Origin of the sequence: Paludisphaera rhizosphaerae, from assembly GCF_011065895.1 — a bacterium.
In the GTDB taxonomy this organism is placed as follows: Bacteria; Planctomycetota; Planctomycetia; order Isosphaerales; family Isosphaeraceae; genus Paludisphaera; species Paludisphaera rhizosphaerae.
In genome coordinates this window covers 214,805-235,178 of record NZ_JAALCR010000007.1, presented here as the reverse complement: position 1 = coordinate 235,178, position 20,374 = coordinate 214,805, and the positions used below count along the sequence as shown (strand labels likewise).

At 67.8% G+C, this 20,374-nt stretch carries 12 protein-coding genes; 6 read left to right on the top strand and 6 right to left on the bottom strand.

Going from position 1 to position 20,374, the window contains the following annotated elements; all coding sequences use genetic code 11:
• Positions 1-70 precede the first annotated feature (70 nt).
• Both G5C50_RS11355 and G5C50_RS11350 read left to right on the top strand, forming a co-directional pair.
• On the top strand, positions 71-1,597 hold the full coding sequence (locus G5C50_RS11355) for an HlyD family secretion protein (RefSeq protein WP_165069119.1): 1,527 nt from the start codon (positions 71-73) through the stop codon (positions 1,595-1,597).
• Positions 1,594-3,222, top strand: coding sequence for an MFS transporter (locus G5C50_RS11350; RefSeq protein ID WP_165069117.1), 1,629 nt, complete (start codon positions 1,594-1,596; stop codon positions 3,220-3,222). The genes G5C50_RS11355 and G5C50_RS11350 overlap by 4 nt, the downstream gene beginning before the upstream one ends.
• 7 nt (positions 3,223-3,229) lie before the next feature.
• Here G5C50_RS11350 and G5C50_RS11345 read toward each other — a convergent pair whose 3' ends face one another.
• Both G5C50_RS11345 and G5C50_RS11340 read right to left on the bottom strand, forming a co-directional pair.
• On the bottom strand, positions 3,230-3,460 hold the full coding sequence (locus G5C50_RS11345; protein ID WP_165069114.1) for an RNA-binding S4 domain-containing protein: 231 nt from the start codon (positions 3,458-3,460) through the stop codon (positions 3,230-3,232).
• On the bottom strand, positions 3,457-4,644 hold the full coding sequence (locus tag G5C50_RS11340; protein ID WP_165069112.1) for a CvpA family protein: 1,188 nt from the start codon (positions 4,642-4,644) through the stop codon (positions 3,457-3,459). Before G5C50_RS11340 ends, G5C50_RS11345 begins: the two co-directional genes overlap by 4 nt.
• Positions 4,645-5,768: 1,124 nt before the next feature.
• Here G5C50_RS11340 and G5C50_RS11335 point away from each other — a divergent pair.
• Positions 5,769-7,565 (top strand): DUF4041 domain-containing protein, encoded by a 1,797-nt coding sequence (locus tag G5C50_RS11335; protein ID WP_206107652.1) that lies wholly within the window; start codon positions 5,769-5,771, stop codon positions 7,563-7,565.
• A gap of 224 nt (positions 7,566-7,789) precedes the next feature.
• Here the strand turns inward: G5C50_RS11335 and adhP are convergent, their stop codons facing one another.
• From adhP to G5C50_RS11320, 3 genes are all read right to left on the bottom strand, one after another.
• Positions 7,790-8,815: an alcohol dehydrogenase AdhP gene (gene adhP, locus G5C50_RS11330; RefSeq protein WP_165069110.1), complete on the bottom strand. Its 1,026-nt coding sequence runs from the start codon at positions 8,813-8,815 to the stop codon at positions 7,790-7,792.
• Between the two features lie 313 nt (positions 8,816-9,128).
• On the bottom strand, positions 9,129-12,134 hold the full coding sequence (locus G5C50_RS11325; protein WP_165069107.1) for a M56 family metallopeptidase: 3,006 nt from the start codon (positions 12,132-12,134) through the stop codon (positions 9,129-9,131).
• A complete protein-coding gene (locus tag G5C50_RS11320) occupies positions 12,131-12,559 on the bottom strand; it encodes a BlaI/MecI/CopY family transcriptional regulator (RefSeq protein WP_165069105.1) in 429 nt (142 codons plus the stop codon). The genes G5C50_RS11325 and G5C50_RS11320 overlap by 4 nt, the downstream gene beginning before the upstream one ends.
• Before the next feature lie 229 nt (positions 12,560-12,788).
• Between G5C50_RS11320 and G5C50_RS11315 the strand changes: the two genes are divergently transcribed.
• The 3 genes from G5C50_RS11315 (at position 12,789) to G5C50_RS11305 (ending at position 19,290) form a co-directional block, all read left to right on the top strand.
• Positions 12,789-13,190, top strand: a complete 402-nt coding sequence (locus tag G5C50_RS11315; RefSeq protein WP_165069103.1) for a BlaI/MecI/CopY family transcriptional regulator — start codon at positions 12,789-12,791, stop codon at positions 13,188-13,190.
• Between the two features lie 31 nt (positions 13,191-13,221).
• The gene (locus tag G5C50_RS11310; RefSeq protein WP_165069100.1) at positions 13,222-16,902 is read left to right on the top strand and encodes a carboxypeptidase regulatory-like domain-containing protein; all 3,681 of its coding nucleotides are present in this window, start codon (positions 13,222-13,224) and stop codon (positions 16,900-16,902) included.
• 192 nt (positions 16,903-17,094) lie between these two features.
• Positions 17,095-19,290 (top strand): hypothetical protein, encoded by a 2,196-nt coding sequence (locus tag G5C50_RS11305; protein WP_165069098.1) that lies wholly within the window; start codon positions 17,095-17,097, stop codon positions 19,288-19,290.
• Here the strand turns inward: G5C50_RS11305 and G5C50_RS11300 are convergent.
• A complete protein-coding gene (locus G5C50_RS11300) occupies positions 19,232-20,170 on the bottom strand; it encodes a hypothetical protein (RefSeq protein WP_165069096.1) in 939 nt (312 codons plus the stop codon). The genes G5C50_RS11305 and G5C50_RS11300 overlap by 59 nt on opposite strands.
• Positions 20,171-20,374: the final 204 nt, after the last annotated feature.

Below are 20,374 nucleotides of genomic sequence, written 5' to 3'. Positions count from 1 at the left end.
TTCCCGCCAGGCCGCGGCGATGGCCGCCGCGACTCGCGCCGGGGCGTGGGCGAATCCGGAGTGATGATCGATGAGCATCGAGGACGGGACCGGCGGTGAATCGCCCGAGCCCGCGAAACCCTCCGTCCCGGCGGTCGCCGCCGAGGCTCCCCCGAGGTTGGACGTCGACGACGAGTCCGCCGCCGAGCTTGTGGACATGTGGCCCCGGATGCGGCGGGTCGCCGCCGACCACCGTCGCCTGGCGCGCTGGGGCGTCTGGCTCGTGGGGGCGGTCGGCGTGGCGGTCGGCGCGGTGGTTCTGGGCCAGTTCGCCTACTACCGCTTCACGATGTCGATGACCAACGACGCCTTCTTCGAGTCGCACATCGTCCACCTGGCCTTCCAGGAGGGGGGCGTGGTGACCAAGGTGCTCGTGGAGGAACACGACGAGGTCAAGGCCGGCCAGGTCCTCGCCGAGATCGACCTGGTCCCGCTGACCCGCGAGGTCGACGAGGCCGTCGCCAAGCGCAAGGCGGCCGAGGCCATGCTGGAGTACGAGAAGGCCACGCTCGACCGCCTGGAGCAAGAGCACCCGCGTCGGGTCGCCGTCGCGCAGAAGGAGCTGGCCTCCGCCGATGCGGCCGTCGCCGAGTCCGAAGCCCTCCTCAAGATGACGGCCGTCGACGTGGACAAGGCGGTGAACGAGGCCAAGGCTGACACGGCGGCTCTGCAGGCCGCGCTCGTCAACGCCCAGGAGGAGTACGACCGCCAGTCCCAACTGTTCAAGGCCCAGTCCACCCCCGAACGCACCTTCCAGGTCGCCACCCGCGAGCTGCGCGCCGCCCAGGCGAAGGTCGAGGCCGCGCAGGCGAAGGTCGAGCGCGCCGAGGCCGACCGCGCCCAGGTGGAGATCGCCCGCCGCTCGCTCGACCAGAAGGTCCGCGCTCGTGAGAAGGCCGCCGAATCCCTCCGCCTGGCCGAGCTGGGCGACCTGGAGATCACGGTCCAGAAGCGGCAGGTCGCGCTTCGGGCTGAGGAGGTCGACCAGGCGGCGCGGGTTGAGGCGACGGCCAGGACCAAGCGCCAGAACGGCCGGATCGTCGCCCCGTTCGACGGCGTGGTCGTCCGCCGCTATCGCAACCCGGGCGACCACGCGCCGCTGGGCTCGCCGGTCCTGTCGATGTACGACCCCGAGCTGGTCTACGTCACGGCCTATCTGGAGGAGGACCGCCTGGAGGGCGTTGCGCCCGGCAACGACGTGAGCCTTTGGGTGGACGCCTTCCCGGACGAGCTGAAGGGGAGGGTCGTCTGGATCGGCCAGGCGACGGGCGCCAACTTCTCGCTCCTGCCGCGCGACATCACCGCCGGCGAGTTCACCAAGGTCACCCAGCGCGTGCCGGTGCGGATCGCCGTTGAACGCGGGCCCCGGTGGGGGCAGCTTCGGCCGGGGTTGTCGGTCACGGCGGCCATCTCGCACGTCCCCGGCGACGCCGCCTGGGCGAAGGCCGAGGCCGAGCGCGAACGCGCTCGCGGCGAGATCGGCGTCAGCCCGACGTCGGTCCCCGAGACCTTCGCAGACCCTTCCCCGGCGACCCCCACGGAGGGAGGACGCCCGTGAGCGGCTCGACTCCGATCAAGCCGGCGCGGCCGCCGCAGGGCGTCTCGCACTCGCTCGACCCGATCCTGCCGGACGTCCGATCGTGGCACGGCTTCCAGCGCCGCGACCTGGCTTTCCTGGCGATGATGCCGGCGCTCTTGCTCTGCGGGATGAACTCCACGTTCACCGACCTGGCCCGACCCTTCGCCATGAGCGAGCTGTCCTCGGACCGCTACCGCTACCAGTGGGTGCCCGGCTGCACGCTGCTGGGGTCGGTGATCGGCATGGCCGTGATGCCCTGGTGCCGCAACCACTTCGGCCTGAAGAACACGTTCGTCGCCGGCCTGGTCGTCTTCACGGTCGGCAGCCTGGCCTGCGGCCTGACTCTCAACGTGGAGATGCTGGGGGCGGCGCGGTTCATTCAGAGCGTGGGCAACGGCCTGGTCGTCACGACCGTCCTGGCGATCCTCTGGCGCGAGTTCCCCGACCACCGCGACGGCGCCATCGCGGCCTACGTGCTGGGCCTCTACTTCGGCCGGATCTTCGCGCCGAGCTTCGCCGGCTACCTGATCAACACGATCTCGTGGCGGTCGATCTTCTACTTCAACGGGCCGGTCGCCGGCGTCGCCGCGGTGCTCAACTACCACCTTCTCCAGGACGACGAGCCCCGCGACGAGGCCTTGGAGCCCTTCGACTGGGAGGGCCTGATCCTGCTCGTGGGCTTTGTGATCTGCCTTGAGATGGGGCTCTTCCGGTTCCAGAAGTGGGGCTGGCAGATGTCCAACGAGTTCTGGGCGGTCTCGACGGCGGGGGCCTGGCTGCTGTCGTGGTTCCTCTATCACGAGTGGACGTGTTCTCATCCGTTGCTGGATCTCCGGCTGTTCAAGCTTCCGCGGTTCACCCTGGCGGTGGCGATCAAGGCCATGTGCGACATGACGTTCTTCAGCGTGCTGTCGCTGCTGGTGACGTACATGGCGGTGACCCGCGACTACGAGCGCTGGAACACGGGGCTGACCCTGCTGCCGGGGGTCGTCGCGATGTCCACGGCCCTGGCGCTGACGTCGTGGCTGGGGAGGCGGTCCGACCGCAAGGCCCGGTTGCTCGCGGGCGTCGCGGGGTTGATCCTGGGGACGTGGCTCCTCTCATCGATCGACTTATACACGGATAAGTTCTGGATCGCCTGTTACGTGATGCTCTGGGCGTCGTCGGCCGGGGTGGTGGCGTCGCCCTTGATCTGCATTTCGCAGGAGGAGATGACGCCGCCGCAGATCGCCTCGTCGGCGGGGATCAAGAACATGATGCTGGTGCTGCCGGCGTTCATCGGGGGCAATGTCGTTTCGATCTTCATCGAGCGTCGGAGCGACGCTCACTTCGACTCGATGCGTCAGAGCATGATTCCGAACCGGCCGCCGGTCGACGACGTCCGCCGCGACCTGATCGATTACTTCACGCTCCACGGCCTGGACCCGAGCGAGGCCGCCAGCCAGGCCGCGCGGCTGCTGGGCCGATATACGAAGGATTATGCAACAGTCTATGCTTATCAATCAGTGCTCCAGATGATCGCCCTGGTGATGTTCGGAGCCCTGATCCTCGCTTTCCTGTTGAGGCCGCTTCCGCCCCACGCTTCCGGCCCGAGCCGGGGCTGAGGCGGAGTTACTCCAGGACGATCCGCGGCGCGCCTTCGAGGTCGATCTCGACGACGTCGCCGCGGGCCATCTGCCGGCGCTTGCGGTCCTCGGGCTCGCCGTTGACGCGGACGAGGCCGTCGGCGACGAGGTTCTTGGCCTCGCCGCCGGTGGCCGCCACGTTGGCCAGCTTGAGGACCTGGATCAGGTTGATCGGCCGGTCGCCGACCTCCAGACGGATCTCATAGGCGTCGCTCATTTGGGGGTCGCCGGGGGAGGCGCGTCGGGGAGGCCCAGCTTGTCCAGGCCCTTGTCGATGGCGTCGGAGAGGGACTCCTCCAGCTTCTTGCGGCCCGCGTTCACAGCGCCGTCGGCCCCTTGCTGCAGTTGCTGGCGGGCGCGGTTGATGCCTTGCTGAGCCCGGGCGACCCGCGCCCGATACTCCTCCATCCGCTTCTGGGCGTCGGCCGCCTGGCCTTGCAGGTTCCCGGTGCGGTTCTGGATCTGCTGGCTCAGGTCGCGCTTGGTCTGGTCGACGGCGCCCTGAAGCTGGCCGGCGACGTTCTGCTTGGTCTGGTCGACCGTCCCGAGGACGGCGTCCTTGAGGCGGTTCTTGTCCTTCTCGTACAGTTCGCGGATCGACGCCGCCTTGGCGTTCGGGTCGGAGTCCAGCGATTCCGTCAGGACCTGCTCGGCCTTCTGCCGGCCGCGCTCGACGAACTGGTCCATGACCTCTCGGGCGCTCGGGAGCGGAGCGGCGGCGTCAGCCGGGGCAGGGGTCGTGGCCGAGGCCGCGTCCACCTTGCCGGCCTTGCCGACCTGGCCGTCCACCAGCGCCGCCGCCCGCGAGGCGATCGTCGCATCGGGGGCCGGGGTCGAGGCGGGGGCGTCGGCACCGGCTTCGGCGCTGGTCGCAGCGTCGGCTTCGGCCACGGCCGGGGTCGACGAGCCGCCCCCTTGCCAGTACGGGGCGAGCGCCGTGCGGACCTCGGCCGGCAGGATTGGGCCGACGACGCCGACGACGGCGGTGACGATCTTGCCGCTGGTGCTGGCGAAGATGGGGTCGCGAGTCGTCGGGGCGACGCTGGTCACCAGCATGGTCCCCAGGATGCCCACGGCGATCCCCTCCGCGCCGCCGAGCATCATCCCCAGGTGGCGGTCGTAGGCCTCGAACTTCATCCGGCTGAGGACGTTGCGGACCATCCACGCCGCGGCGAACACCGCGCAAGAGACCACCACATACGCCGCGGCCATCGACATGGCCCGCGCGGCCTCGGGCGTCCCCGGGAGCTTCGGCGCGATCACGGCCGAGATCGGGTATGAGAACAGATACCCCAGCACCAGCGACCCCAGGCTCGCGAGCTGCCAGGTGATCCCCCGCCACGCGCCCCGGATCATCCCGGCGATCAGCACGGCCGCCATGATCCCGTCGTAGATCGTCATGAGTCCGCCTCCATGTCGTGCCCCAACCCCCGCGCCTCGTGCGCGGACCATCCCCAACCGGGGCGCGGCATGGTAGCCCGACTCCCCAATCCCGGGAACCCGGATTTCCTCAAGCCCAACGCCTCCCCAGCCGATAGGCCGTCCCGCCGAAATGGCTTCGTTATCCCCGCCCGACGACCGAAGCCGTCGGACGCAAACTCGTTTCGGACAACAGATTGCCCTGCGAAATCCGCCCTCGGAGTTTGGCTTCGATCGACCATTTTCGAGACGCCTTTCACCCCACGCAGCCGCCCCAAGGGCTCGTTCTGGGTGCCATGGCCACACTGGTGTGGCCATGAACCGGCGACGGACGAAATGGAAACCCTCGCTGATCGCGAAGAGTGGGTCCGATCGGGTTCGCTCGTCGACCGTCGCGGTGCGTTGGTTGGTTCGCAACAGGATATTTGGTAATTGGTTGCGTTGAACTGGTCCGCGTTAAAATCGGCTTCGATCGACCGATTTCGCGTCACTCTTCGCTCGATTTCACCAGCACACGCCGGAAGCCATTTCTGGATCGAGGGTTCAGAACGGGTGCCATGGCCACGCTTGCGTGGCCATGCGATGGCCGCCGGTCGTGCGGTCGCCGACGCCGGTTCATGGCCACGCAAGCATGGCCATGGCACCCAGCCTTGGCTTTCCTCAGTAGTGTTGTGTGAGGGGTGTCGACATGGCGACGTCGTCGACACCCTCGGGTCGGTCGAACGGCCCTCGAGCCATTCCCCGATCATCCAGACGCTCGGCCAGGAGCCGTCTGCAGACGCATCCGGGCGTAATCGAAGAAGCTTCATCACCGCACCACTTCCACCAGGTCCCGCCGACCCTTGCGGCCTCGCCGTCCGCGAGGCTCCTCTCAAGTAGATAGTGTACGACCAGATCCCTATCTTGATCGTGGGGCCTTGCAACCGGTTGATTCGTCGTAAGCCGCAGCTTGGCTGTGGCGTGGAATCCATGCGGCGAAGTTTAGTAGGGGGATACTTTGCACGTTGATGTGTGTGAGGGTGGCGGAATGCGGGAGGGCGTTGATCGGCTTTCGTAGGCCGCTCATAATGTCGGCGGCCTGATCGCTGTCGCTTTGAGAGTGCACCATGTTCAACATCGGCTTGTGCCTTATAACCTTCGCTCTGGCGGGCGTTGCGCTCTTCTACTTCTTCAAGTCGCGGGACTTGGATTCGCGCCTTCGGCGATCCGGAGAGATCTGGGAGGAGAAAGAGGGCGGGTACATCGAGGAACTCGCCAAGCTGGATATGATCCGGCACATTCCGGACATCATCGACCGCGCCAGACGAACCAAGAGCGATGTCGAGGCGAGATTGGCCGACGCCCAGAAACGGGCGGATGAGATCATTCAGCGGGCCGTCGTGGAGGCCCAGGAGCAGGGGCGGAAGTTGCGAGCCGACGGCGAGCGGGAACTGGAAGCCGCCCGCCTCGTCGCGCGCGGGCTGGAGGCCGACGCAGGCATTCTGAAGGCCGACGCCCAGCGAGCGTTGAGGTTGGCCAACGAGCAGGCGAAGCAGTTGCTCGACGAGGCCGAGAAGGAAGCCAGAGAACTGGCGTCCAAGACGCGCAAGGATTCCAAGGAGAAGCGGGAGAAAACGGAGTCGGCTCTGGAACAGGCGACGCGGTATGCGCTCTCCATCCGCCTGAAGGCAGACGAGGAGGCCCGCGCGATTGCGGGGGAAGCGTACGACGCCCGGGGCAAGGTCAAGGACCTTCAAGCTGTGGCCCAGGCCCTGCAGAACAGGATTGAGAAGTACGAGGGCGTTTATCCAGTCCCGGCGGCGCACGTGCTCGACGAACTCGCCGAAGAGTTCGGCTTCAGCAAGGCCGGCGAGAAGCTGAAGCTCGCCCGCGAGCGAACCCGGCTCATGCAGGCGAATGGGACGGCCGCCTCCTGCGGCTACACCGAAGGTTGGAAGAAGGAGCACGCTCTCAAGTTCGTTCTCGGAACATTCAACGGCAAGGTCGACACCATCCTTTCCCGGCTGAAGGCCGGGAACCAGGGGAAGTTGACGCAGGAGATCAAGGACGCCTACGCCCTGGTGAACAAGGACGGCGAGGTCTACAAGAACGCCCGGATTCAGCCTGAGTACCTCGACTCGCGGCTCGAAGAGGTGAAGTGGGGCGCAGCCGTCCAGAAGATCAAGGAGAAGGCCAGAGAAGAGCAGCGGGCGATCCGAGAGCAGATCCGCGAGGAAGAGCGAGCCAAGAAGGAGATCGCCAAGGCCATCAAGCAGGCCGAGCGCGAGGAAGAACTCGTCAACAAGGCGATCGCGAAGGTCAGGAAGCAATTCGAGGAGGCGAGCGGCGCCGAGAAGGCCCGGTTCGAGGCGGAACTCCAGGAACTGGGCGCCAAGCTCACCGAGGCCGAAGAGAAAGGCCGGCGGGCGATCTCAATGGCCCAGCAGACGAAGAAGGGAAACGTCTACATCATCTCGAACATCGGTTCCTTCGGCGAGGGCGTCTACAAGGTTGGGATGACGCGTCGGTTGGACCCCACCGAACGGGTCAGGGAACTGGGCGACGCCAGCGTGCCGTTCCCCTTCGACGTCCACGCCATGATTTCGTCGGAAGACGCCCCGGCGCTCGAAACAGCGCTCCACAGGCGGTTCGTGGAACGGCAGGTTAACAAGATCAACCGACGCAGGGAATTCTTCCGGGCCGGGCTCCAGGAACTCCGGGACGCGGTCGAAGAGATGGGTGCCGAGGCTGTCTGGACGATCGAGGCCGAGGCCGCCCAGTATCGCGAGACGTTGGCTCTCGAACAGGCCATGCAGTCGGACGCGGGCCTCAGGCGCAAGTGGATGGAAGAGCAGGCGACGTTCCGATTCGACGACGAATCGCTTGAGGACGCGGATCAGGAGTTGGAGGAGGTCGAGGCGTAGGCTGAGGACCACGGGGTCGCGAACCGACGATCTTTCCTCCCTCATGAGGGAAGACAGGTCGCGAAGCAATGCGATGAAGGGACGACCGCCGTCGGACCGAGGATGACGTGCCAGACGCGCACCCTATGCCGGTCGCCCCCTCATCCGGCCGCTTCGCGGCCACCTTCCCCCGCGAGGGGGGAAGGCCGTTTGCAGCCTTGCTTGGCGTTCGATGAGACAGCCTCTCACAGAGTCAGAACCACCCGGCCGTCGATTCGGCCTGCCTTGAGGCGGGCGAAGACGTCGTTGACGTCTTCCAGGGGGGCGGTGTGGACGGTGGGTTTGACCTGGCCTGAGGCGGCGATGGCGATGGCTTCGGCGAGGTCCTGGCGGTTGCCGACGACTGAGCCTCGGATGGTGATCCGTTTCAGGACGACGTCGAAGATCGGGGTTGGGAACGAACCGGCGGGGAGTCCGCAGAGGGCCACGGTGCCTCGCGGCCGGGTCATCGCGACGGCCTGGGTGAAGGCGGGGGTGGAGACGGCCGTCACCAGGACGCCGTGCGCGCCGCCGCCCGTCTGCTCGACCACCTTCGCGACGACGTTCTCGGCGGTCGCATTCACCGTGAACTCAGCGCCCAGGGAGCGGGCGAGTTCCAGCTTGTCGTCGGCCACGTCGATCGCGATGACGCGCAGGGCCCTCGCCCGGGCGTACTGGACGGCGACGTGCCCCAAGCCGCCGACGCCGGAGACGACGAGCCACTCGCCGGGCCTGGCCTCGGTCTCCTTGATCCCTTTCAGGGTCGTCACGCCGGCGCAGGTGATCGGCGCCAGGGTGACGAAGTCTGGCTTCGGGGGGAGCAGGCCGACGTACCGGGCGTCGGCCAGCACGTACTCGGCGTAGCCGCCGTCGACGCTGTAGCCGGTGTTCGTCTGGCAAGGGCAGAGCGTCTCCCAGCCGGTGACGCAGTATTCGCAACATCCGCAGGCGCTGTGGAGCCAGGGAACGCAGACGGGATCGCCTTCGTGGACGCGGCCCACGCCGGCGCCGATCTCGGCCACGATCCCCATCCCTTCGTGACCGGGGATGAAGGGGAGTTTCGGTTTCACCGGCCAGTCGCCGTCGGCGGCGTGCACGTCCGAATGACAGACGCCGCACGCCTTCACCTTCACGAGCACCTGACCCGGGCCGGGCGTCGGCACGGGAACGTCCTCGATCGTCAGGGGCGCCCCGAACTCCCTCACGACCGCCGCTTTCATCTTCCACGCCATGGGAGTCGCCCTCCGCATTCGGGATCGGGCGGCGAGCTTCCTGGACGACGCTCGATCGACCTCCATCCTTCCAGGCCGGCCCGATACAAACTCCACAGCATCCCCGGCCGACCGAGGTCGCTCGACGAGCCGGGCTCCACAACGAGAGCGGAAGACCGGCCGTCGGGCGACCGAGCTACTCTTCATTCTACGCAGTTGGATCGACGGTGGTTTCCGTCGATCCGGGAAATTCCGAAATCACGGGGTTCGTGTGTACGGTCGTTTCCTAGCGAGGGGGGAAGTCGGTTGTTGCCGATATCCAGATCCGTGAACCTTACTTCCTCAACTTCTCCTCGCTGGCGACCTCGTAGGCCAGGCGCTGTAGGGCGGACGCCTTGGAGGTCGGGGAGTCCAGGGCCTCGACGGTCCTCAGAGCCTCGTCGAGGCCGCCGCGATGGAAGGCGTCGGCGACGTCCGCGGACCGTTGCATCTGCTGCTGCCAGGGAGGGCCGGCCGGAGGCGGCGTTGGGTCGCCGGCCAGCTTGCGGAGGGCGGCCTGGGGATTGGCGCGTTGCATCGCGAGCCACGACGCCGGAGTCTCCTGGTCGTAGTCGATGAAGCTGATCCGAGATACGGCCCTCTGGTCGTTCGGGACGGGCTTGGGGTCGGACGGCTTCGGTTCGAGGCAGGCGAGGGCTCGGCGGGCGACGCGGCTCGCGGCCTCATCGTCCCCCTGGGTGTGCAGAGTGTGAGCGAGGGAGTTCAGGGCGTACCCCTTCTCCACGCCTGGCTCGTCGCGGATCGCGTCGATGGTCGTCGTCGCGGCATCGACGCCGGCCGTCTTCAACTGCGTCCGGGAGAGCATGCTTAGCATTCGTGAGCGACGGGGTTCGGGCTGTGTCTTCGCCAGGGGGATCGCGTCGGCCAGCACGGCGTTCGCCTGGTCGCGGCGGCCCGTGGCTTCGAGCTTCTCGGCCAGGACGATCCAGGCGATGACGCGTTCCGGGTCGCTGGGCACGGCGCGGGCCAGGTCGCGGGAGCGGGCGAACGCGGCGTCGGCGGCCTTCGGGTCGCCGGCCTTGGCGAGCCGCCAGCCGATCAGGGCGAAGGTCGCCGGCTTGACGCTGTCGTGGAAGCCGTCGACGGGGGCTTCGGGTCGGTGGATGTCGGGGATCGCCTCGGCCGTCGCCATCGCACCCGTCGGGTCGCCTCCCTGGACCTGAAGATGGGCCAGCACCGCGAGCGTCCGGGCTCGCAACGGAGCTTCTTCGATCGTTCTCGCCAGAGCGACGAAGCGTGGCAGGAGAAGACGGGCCTGCTCCGTCGGTGCCAGGTCGGGGTCGCCGATCGTGATCTTGATCCCGGCCGGGTCCTCCCAGGGCGTGGGGGTGATCGTCGATAGAACGCCTCGTTGGAGGACGTCTCTCAGGACGTGGTTGCGCCGGGCCGAGGGGAGCGTCGGCAGCAGGTTCAGGGCGGCGTCGAGGTCGGCCTCGGCAGTCGTTCCGACCATGAGTTGGGCGACTCCTTCCCGGACTGGTCCGGCCGGCATGGCGTCGATCCGCTTCCGAGCGTCCGCAAGATACTCGCGGCCTCGCCGATCCTCGCCCGCCTGGATATAAGCGACGCCGACGTGGCCCTTTATGGTGGCGGCCAGGACGGAGTCGTCCGAGAGTTCGAGCCATCCGTCGATCGACGCGGCGACTGAGTTCATCAAATCGACCTCGCGGAGCTTCGCCAACGCCGAGAGGAAGGCGATGGGCATTTCGAGCCGCCCGAAGAAAACTTCCATATCGCCCTGGGGGACGTCTTCTCCACTCGCGGCGGCCAGACGGACGGCTTCGTCGATGGTCCCGGTCGGACCGTCGGGCGATCCGCTCTTCTTCTCGATGATGATCCGGAAAACCCGCGCCATCTGGTTCAACAACTTCGCGTCGGCCGGGTTGGGACGGGTGACGACCTCGATCAGGCGGCGGAAGTCGCCCCGAGCCTCGGCGACCTCGCCCGCGTTGTAGCGTTCCGTGGCGAGCATCATGAGAAGTTCGCAACCGAACAGCGCCTTGCGATCTCGCCAGAGATCCCGATCGTTGGGCGGATCGATTTTTACATGCTTGAGAGTCTCAAGCGCGCCCGCGCGGTCGCCCTGGGTGTTCTGGCGCTCGGCGATCATCAGCAGGGCCATGGTTCGTGGGTCGGGCTCGCCGTCGGCGTCGACTCCGGGGGTCGGAGGCAAGGCGGCAAGGGACGCGGCGATCCGCTTCAGGTCGGCGGCGGCGTCGGCCTTCAGTTTGGGCGCCTCGGCGCGGGTGGGGATTGCCAGCGCGGCGGCGAGCAGGGTTGCGGCGGCGAGGGCGAGGGTTTCGGGGACGGTCGGCTTCAGGGGCATCGGGCGGTCCTCCTTGAACAGGATGCGACGGATCCTCGTCGCGATCGGGCGTTCGGTCATCGCGGGGCAGGGGGGAGTGGAAGAGCCGGCGCCGGCGAGGGTGGCCAGCAGCTCGGCGTAGGCGCGGGGACGGCCCGTCCGGGCGACGACCCGCTGGTCGCAACAGGTCTCGCGCTCCAGCCGGAGCCAGGCCGAGAGCCACCACGTCGTCGGGTGGAAGAATAAAAGCGCTTCCACAAGTTGCTGGAAAAGGCAGACCAGGTTGTCGCGGCGGCGGAGATGGGCCAGCTCGTGCAGCAGGGCCATCTCCAACTGGTCGGGCGCCCAACCGCTCAGCGCGGCGGCCGGCAGCAGGATCGTCGGCCGGATCACGCCGATCAGCAACGGTCCGGCGATGCGGTCGCATACGGCCAGGCCGACCTCGCGGGCGATCCCCAACGACCGCGCCAACTCGTGACAAAGCTCGGCGACAGGGCCGTCCCGCAGCGGCGTCGACGTGCGCCGAAGCCGTTCCACTCCCGCCAGTCCGATCGTCGTCCGCACGAGGATCATCAGCGTTCCCGCCAGCCAGACGCCTGGTAGAACGTCGATCCACGGTTCGAACCATCGGGATGCGATTGTGGGTTCCGTCGGGAGCGTCGGACGGATCGACGGGCGTTCGTTGACGACGACGGCCCTGGCCTGAGGGCTGGAGTCGGGCTGCGTGATCGTCGCGGTCGGCGGCGAGATCGGCGCGTGCGCCGGCTCGTACACGACGGCGAAGGCGATGAACGGCGAGGCCGCTAAAGACAACAGGGAGACGAGCGCCGCGGCGTGGCGAACCTCGGCCGGGGCCCGGCGGAGCGAGCGTCGGACTAGCGAGGCGGCCAGGCCGACGATCACGCCGATCCAGCCGACGTGCAGGAACGTCCACCCCAGCGCCGTCCAGACCGCCGAAGACGTGTTGATATTCACGATCGGCCTCCTTTCCGCTTTCGCGAGGTGGCTTCGTCGGGCTTCTCGCCGTCGGCCCGGTCGAGCAGGTCGCGGATGGCCTGGCGGTCGCGCTCGTCGAGCTCGCCCTCCTCGATCAGGTGGGCGACCAACCCCCGCGCCGAGCCGTCGAAGACATGCCGGACGACCTTCCCCAGCAGCCCGGAGGCCGTCGCCGATCGCGTCGCGGCGGCCGACCAGACGTAGCCCTTCGGCCCGTCGGCTCGCTTCACCAGGGCCTTGCCCAGCATCACGTTGAGGGTCGTCGCCACGGTCGTCAGCGCGACCGAGCGTGTGGTCTGCAACTCCTCGTGGACCTTCCCCAGCCCCGCCGGTCCGTGCTCCCATAGCACCGTCAGGATCGCCAGTTCCGCGTCGGTCGGCTGGCCGCTCGGCCTCCTCGCCATTCCCGGGCCTCCTCTCTCGGGGTCGTTCCATGATCCGAGGCTCTCCGCCCCGGCGGTGATTCTGTTTCTATAAAAATAGAATCGAGGCGTCAAGCGAGAAGGCCGCCTCCGGCCGAAAGCGCTTCGCCGCGACGACGAATTCAGACTGTTGACAAACGTAATCGATTCGACTACAAGAAAATCATCTCAGGGGTGCACGATCCAGAAGGTCGAATTCGGAGGGCCGGCGATGAGCGAGGAGGAACGGAAGGAGCTGTCGCGGGCGGAGTGGAAGGTGATGAGGATCGTCTGGCGGCTTCGCAAGGCGATGGCCCGCGAGATCTACACGATCGCCGGCGAGGAGCATTCGTGGGCGGCGCCGACGGTGAAGACGCTGCTCAGGAGGCTGGTTGAGAAGGGGTACCTGTCGGCGACTCCCGTGGGCAACGGGTTCGTCTACCGGCCCACGAGCCCCGCGCTGGCGACCTTGCAGTCGGCCGCGGACGCCCTGCTGATGAACGCCGTCGACGAGGCGACCGGGCCGCTGCTGGTCCATATGGTCGAGCAATCTCCGTTGAGCGAGGCCGACCTGGACTCGCTCCAGAAGCTGATCGACGCCAAGAAGCGGTCGTTGAAGAAGCGGGAGCGGTGAGGCCGTTGAACACGTCTACGGAGGATCTGCGATGTTGAATTCGATGACCGTCCTCGTCGATTCCGCGGCGACTCGCTGGGCGTCCTGGATGCTCGCCGCATCACTCGATTCGGCCGTCCTGCTCGCCCTGGTCGGGGCGTCCTGGCTGGCGATCCGCCGTCACGTCTCGCCGCAGGTCGGCTACGGCCTGTTCCTGCTCGTCCCCCTGAAGCTGCTGGTCCCCGTGTTCGTCGAGGCGCCGGCCGGCCTGGCCCGCTGGACTCCCTCAGCGCTCGTCGCATCGCGATTCAACGATGCTCCGGCGACGGTCGCGCCCTCCGATGCTCGGATCACATCGCCGTCGTCCCTGGTCGAGAGGCCTGTCACCCCAGCGAGCGCCGAGGCCCCCGAATTCAGGGAGGTTCCCGCGAAACCTTCCGCCAGGACGGAGGGGGCCGAGCCGGCGATCGACGGGCCCGCGACGGCTCCCAGCCTCGCGATCCCGAGTCCGTCGCTCCCGGTGATCCTCATGGCCGCCTGGCTGATCGGCGTGCTCTTCCTGGCGGTCCGTTTCGCGCGAGAGCAGGCTCGATTCCGGCGTGCCTTCCGAGGCCTGACGCCGCTCGAAGAATCCGGCTTGGGGGTCGATCTGAAAGAGTTGTGCGAACGGGCCGGCGTGCGCGGGGGCGTCCGCCTTCGAGAGGGTGACGGCGTGAAGGCCCCTTCGGTCTGCGGCGTTTTCCGGCCGACGATTCTCCTCCCGCGCGGCTTCGCGGCGTCGTTCTCGGCCCAACAACTCCGCTGGGTTCTGCTCCACGAGCTGGCCCACGTCCGGCGTCGCGACTTGATCGTCGTCGCGTTGCAGCGGGTCGCCGCCATCGTTCATTTCTTCAACCCGACGATCTGGGTCGCCAACCGGATGCTCAACCAGTTGCGCGAGTACCGTTGCGACGACGTCGCGCTGGCGCAGGGCGACGGCTGCCCCGTGGAGTCGGGCGAGGCCTTCGTGCGGATCCTCAGGATCGCCGGACGCTCGCGAGGGGCCCTGGACGGGGGGCTCGGCGTCTTCGGGCTGGACGCGCGAAGCTCCACCCTCCGACGCGCCCGCAGGCTGCTCGACGTCGACCGTCCGCTCCGTGTCCGTTTCGGCCCGCTCCCGATCGCCGCGCTGGTCTTGCTGGCGATCGTCGTCGTGCCCTACCTCCGCGCCTCCGGGGACCCTCGACAGCCCGCGCCGACGACCGAGGACGGCCGATGGCCCGGGGTGATCTGGAGATCCCAGGCGACCACGATGATGGTCGCCTCAGCTCCCCGCTCTCGAACCTCCGATGAGCCTCCACAGGCCGCGCCGGCCAAGGAGAAGTCCGAGGTTGTTGTGATGGCGGTCACAACCTCGCTCAGCACCCCGGCCGGCGATCAGCCTCGACAGACCGCGCCGCCGGCGGACGGCCGTGAGGGTCGGGACTTCGAATTGACCGTCCTGGGGCCGGACGGCAAGCCGATCCCGGAGGCTGAGGTCCAACTGCGGATGAATCCTCGTTCCCCGGCCGATCGCATCCGCCGCGGGACATTCGTCAAGGAACAGCGATACGACCTCTTCGTGAAAGCCGACGCCGAGGGCCGCGTCGCCCTGGAGCTTCCCGCGAAGGTCGAGCGGTTCGACGTCTTCGTGGATATCCCGAACTACGGTCCATTCTGGGCCGGTTGGCGTCGCGCGGAGGCCATTCCGCCTCGGCTGACCGCGTCACTGGATCGGGCCTGGATCGTCGGCGGGGTGATCGTCGACGCCGCGGGAAAACCGATCGAGGGGGCGAGCGTCCGGCCCAGCGTCCAGTACAAGACGAGCCCGGACAATCCCGCGGTCGTCCTCCTCGGCCAGACGGTCACGACCGATGCGACCGGCGCATGGCGGTTCGACAAGGTGCCGGGCGGTCTGAATGAAGTCCACGTGGAGATCAACCACCCGAACTATCGACCGAATCGACCGTCCTTAACCTGGGCTCGCTTCGGGCTGGCGCCAGGGGTGAAGCCGACCGCCGCCATCACGCTCGACGCGGGCTTATCGGTCACGGGCAAGATCACCGACGAGGCCGGCGCTCCGATCGCGGACGCCCTGGTCCGGACGAAGTTCCTCAACGACATCCGCGAGGCCAGGACCGGTGCCGACGGGGCCTACACGTTGCTGGGCTGCGAATTCGGCGCCGCCCGCATCGTGGCGTCCGCGCGGGGCCGAGCGATCGACATGAAAGAAGTGGACATCGCCCCGGGAATGGCGCCCGTCGACTTCGCGATGAAGCCCGGGCGAACCGTACGGATCCGCGTCCTGAACGCCCAGGGCGAGCCGATCCCCCGGACGCGGATCTTCTTTCAGCGCTGGCGGGGGCCGTTCCAGTATTTCGAGTTCGACCACGTTGGACAGCGAGCCGACGAGAACGGCGTGTGGGTCTGGCATGAGGCCCCCGTGGACGAGTTCCAGGCCGACGTCTGCCCTCCCAACGGCGTTCAGATGCTGCTTCAGCCGTTCATCGCCCGCGATGAGGAGTACGTCGTCCGCGCTCCCGCGCCGCTGGCCATCACGGGTCGCGTGACCGACGCGACGACCGGGAAGCCGATCCCGCGGTTCCGCGTGGTCCCCGGAATCCGATCCACGCCGGATCACATGAACTGGGATCGAAACAGCAGCTTCGAGGCGACCGACGGTCGATTCGAGTACCTCCCGGATCGCGGCTACCTCGCGCATCTGCTATTGATCGAGGCCGACGGCTATCAGTTGGCGGTCTCGCGCGAGATCAAGAGCGACGAGGGGAGCGTCGTCGTCGACTTCAAGATGGGACGGGGCACGGACCTCTCCGCGGAGGTCAAAACCGCGAGCGGCGAGCCGGCGGCCGGCGCCCGGATCGCCCTGGGGGTCGCCGGTTCGCAGATCAACATCAAGAACGGCGACGTGGACGACGGCATGACCTACGCCGCGAGGGCCGTGACCGACGCCGCCGGACGTTTTCAGTTCCCTCCTCCGAACGGGGCGTTTCAGCTCGTGATCGCACACCCAGCGGGCTTTGCACACATCACCGCCACGAGCGCCTGGGAGCCGTCGCGGGTCATCAAGCTGGAGCCGTGGTGCCGCGTCGAAGGGACGTTCCAGGTCGGTGGAAAGCCCGTCGAAGGGGCGCCCATCACCATCAACGCCTCCCGTCCGCATTCCTATGGTCCCGAGGTACCCAGCATCTTCACGCACTATGACGCCACCACGGGGCCGGGGGGCCGGTTCGTCTTCGATCGGGTGATCCCCGGCGAAGGCTCGATCGGCCGCCGGATCATGCTCACCGTGAATGAGGGCTCCGTGGAGCCGACGTCGTCGTGCATGGTCCCGATGCGATTCCCGGAGAATGAGACGATCCGCGTCGCCCTGGGAGGGACCGGCCGGGCCGTCGCCGGGCGGCTCGAGCCGCCGGAAGGGCTTGAGAAGGGCGTCCGCTGGAACTTCGCGATCCTCCACGCCTCGCCGAGCCGTCCCGAGAACGCGGCCCGCGGGCCCTTCCTGTCGGCCACCGTGGACGGCGAGGGTCGCTTCCGCATCGACGACGCGCCGCCGGGCGAATACCGGCTGCGCGTCGAGGTCAGCCGGGCGCCGAGGATGCGTCTCCTCGACGTTCCGTTCACCGTGCCGCCGCCGACCGTCGGCGATCCGAAGCAGCCTGTCGACCTGGGTTCGCTTCGCCTGCAGAAGCTCTGATGAGAGCGAGCCACAGCGACAGGACGGCCCGAAAGCCTGCGCCCGGCAACAGAGCCATGATGACGATCGTGCGCGATAGGGATGCGATTCCGCCACCATCTGGATCGACCCAGCGAACGCCCCTTACAATGCGTTGATCCAACCTGGCATGCGTTTGGGCGGCATCGTGGCCGGCCATGGCGGTGGTGGGCGATGCAGTCCTTGACCGATCGGGTGGTGGCGATGTCGAGGTCGTCCGGGATTCGGGTCGCTTGCGGCCGTCGATACAGGCCCGCGTTCGATGGGCTGGAGATTCGCACGCTCCTCTCGTCGCTGGCACTGGCCGGCATGCGGCACGCCGCGGCCGAGGAGGCCCCCGTGCGTCAGACGCGGGCGCACGGCCTGTCCGACTGGTCGGGGACGGTCGTGGAGGCCCGTCGGGCGCCCTTGCCGCTCACCACGCCGAGGCCCGGGGCCATGCTGCGAGCCCGCCATTCCAGGGCCGCGCGGCTTGCCGAGGTGGCGTCCAGCGGCGGGACGTCCGTCGACGTCCACCCGGCCGGCCTGCCGATGGGGGGCCAGTGGGACATCGGGACGCGATGGACGCAGATGGCGGCGTCCCCCGTCCCCTGGACGGCCCTGTCGGTCTCGACGAGCGCCGGCGGGACCGTCTGGCAGACCTTTGGGTTCATCGGGATCAGGTCGTGGCTGACGACTTACAACCCGTCGACGGCGACCTATACGACGGTCTGGACGACGGAGGGGGGGATCACGTCGGTGGCCGCCGTCTCGTCGACGAAGGCCTGGGTGGTCATGTCCACGGGCCAGGCGTTCGCCTTCCAGTACGTGAACGGCAAGGCGAGCACCACCGCCGCGCCGTCGCTTCCGGGCGGCGACAAGTTCGCGCAGATCTCGGCGGGCTCGGACGGGACGACCTGGGCCGTCGGGACGTCGGGGACGCCCTACGTCTTTTCGAGCGGGTCCGGCTCGTGGACGGCCGCGTCGAACGGCGGAGCCAAGCTGACGGCGATCAGCGTCGGCTACGCGGGGAACATCTGGGCCATCGGAACCGTCGGCGGCGGTAACGCGCAGGCCTTCCGCCTCGTGAATGGAGTCTTTCAGGCCGACCCCTATTTCGACTCGATCGGCGCGGTTGCGATGATCAGCGCCACGGCCGACGGCACGGCCTGGGCGGTGGCGAACGGGACGCTATACAGCCGGCCGCAGGGCGTCGGGGCCTGGAGCGAGGTGACGGGCCAGACCCTGCCCGGGACGATCAACGCGATCTCGGGGATTTCCCAGTATCGGCTGAACGCGGTCATCGGCGAGCAGTACCTGGAGCTGCTGACCTACGGCGTGGCCGACCAGCCGGCGACGGGCTTCCCCGCGATGGACGACGGCGAAACCAAGGCTTACCAGGCCATCAGCACGGCGCTGGGGGTCACGGCGCCGGGGGGCATCCGCTCGGTCTACACCGACGCCCTGTATCAGAATTCGATCCCCGACTGGCCGGCGCTGATCGAGGCGATGGACACGCCTCCCGACAAGGTCTCGACGGCCGACTGGAACTCCATGAAGACGCAGCTTTACACGGAGACCACGTACGTCGGCTACGTTTTCGCGTTGTTCGACCAGATCAACGCCCTGACGCAGCAGATCGCGACGGTGGCCTCGAACGAGGTGACGAGCGTCGCGACGCAGGTCCAGCTTTCGACCTCGAACCAATCCGAGGGCGTGCAGTTGTTCCTGGAAGCGATGGCCGAGGCGGAACTCTGGGCGGTGGCGGCGGCGGGCCTCCCCGCGGGGGCGGCGGTCGCCGCGTCGGCGATCGCGTCGGGATTCGGCTCGTGGGTCTCCACGATCTCGGGCGACGCCAACCCCAACGCCACGACCGCGATCGACACGACCGAGGTGAAACTCCTCGATCAGTTGGACACCCTCTACACGACGGCGAACACGAAGAACGGCGAGTACGAGAACGCCATCCTCTCGGACTGGGGCCGGCTCGCCACGATCGGTCTGGGCGTCCACAACGGCAGCCTCTCGTGGGACTACGCCACTGTGTCGAAGATCGCCGCGACGACCGATCAGGCGTTCGACAAGTATTTCTTCCAGACCTTCATGCCGCTGAAATGGGACATCGCGGCCTACAAGGGGAAGGTCCCCTATTACCTCGCGCCGGCCGCTCCCTCGTACGCCTATCTCGTTCTGCAAAACCAGAAGGTGAACAACAACACGAACTATGAATCCGTGGTTGTGATCCACGACAAGAACGGCCTGCCCGATCCCTTCCTCAGCCCCGGCCCGTTCCCCACGCAGTCGCTCCTGAACGCGATCTACGCCACGGGGGTCACGAAATTGCAGTTGCTGTCGGGGTCGAACGGGTGGCTGACCGTGAAGTACTACTGACGCCCCGATCCGCTCGCCCGTTGCCGTTGCCGTTGCCGTTGGACTTGGGTTCGCCTTCGGCGACGGCGTGGGGGAAGGCGCGATCGCCCGAAGCGCCGGTGCGGGCGCCGGGGAACGCGGCGCGGATTTGGGGGCGGTTGTGGTGGAGGCTGCGGCCGTAGAAGCTGTCGAGGACCTGGCCCTCCTCGGGGCGGTGGAAGGCGATCACCTCGATGATCTCCTCCCAGCTCAGGCAGCGGATCTCGACGCGTCGCCAGGTGGGTTCGAACCAGTCGTGGAACCAGGCGTCGCGCTCGCCGGCGTAGTCCTCGACGCGGCGGCGGACCTTCCGCAGGACGGCCTCGGGGGCGGCGTCCCAGGCGAAGACGCCGTCGTCGATGCGGGCCTGGGGGGCGAGGATCACCAGGGCGAGGTCGTCCATCTCCTCGGCAGGCCGCTCGGCGCGGCGGAGGATCTCGGCCATGCAGGCGACGGTTCGCGCAGCCTGATCGAAGTAGGGCGCGTTCTTCACGCCGGTTGAGAGCCGGGCGTAAAGCTTGGCCTCGACGACTACAAGCTGGGATGCGTCGCGCTGGAGGGCCAGGCCCGCCGTGCCCGGATCGCCGACGGTGAAATGGCCGACGACCCCGTCGGCGTGCGACCGGGCCTCGGCCAGCCGGTCGCCTCGATAACGCGGCAGGAACGCGGAGGGGAGCCAGGGCTCGGAGAACCAGCGGGCCTCCGGCTTCGGCGAGAGCGGGTAGCGGTCGCCGCCGTGGCGCGCGAACCAATCGAGAACCAGCCGCAGCAGCCAGCCCTCGTTGAACAGGACCGAAGGCGGGAAGACCGGCCGGCCGGTCTCGCACGCCTCCAGCATCGCCTTGATGCGCTCCGTGATCATCGCGTCGGTCCGTCCCGGTTGCGGCTTTCTCAGTCCGCCTATCCCTGCAGGTCTTATTTTACCGAGACGGCAGGGCCGAGGTCAGCTGCGCTTTTGTCGATCCATGAACCGGCGAGGGACGACAGCACGACGGTCGCTGATCGCATGGCCACGCAAGCGTGGCCATGGCACCCATGTTCAAGCGATCCGACGAGATTGGGTCAA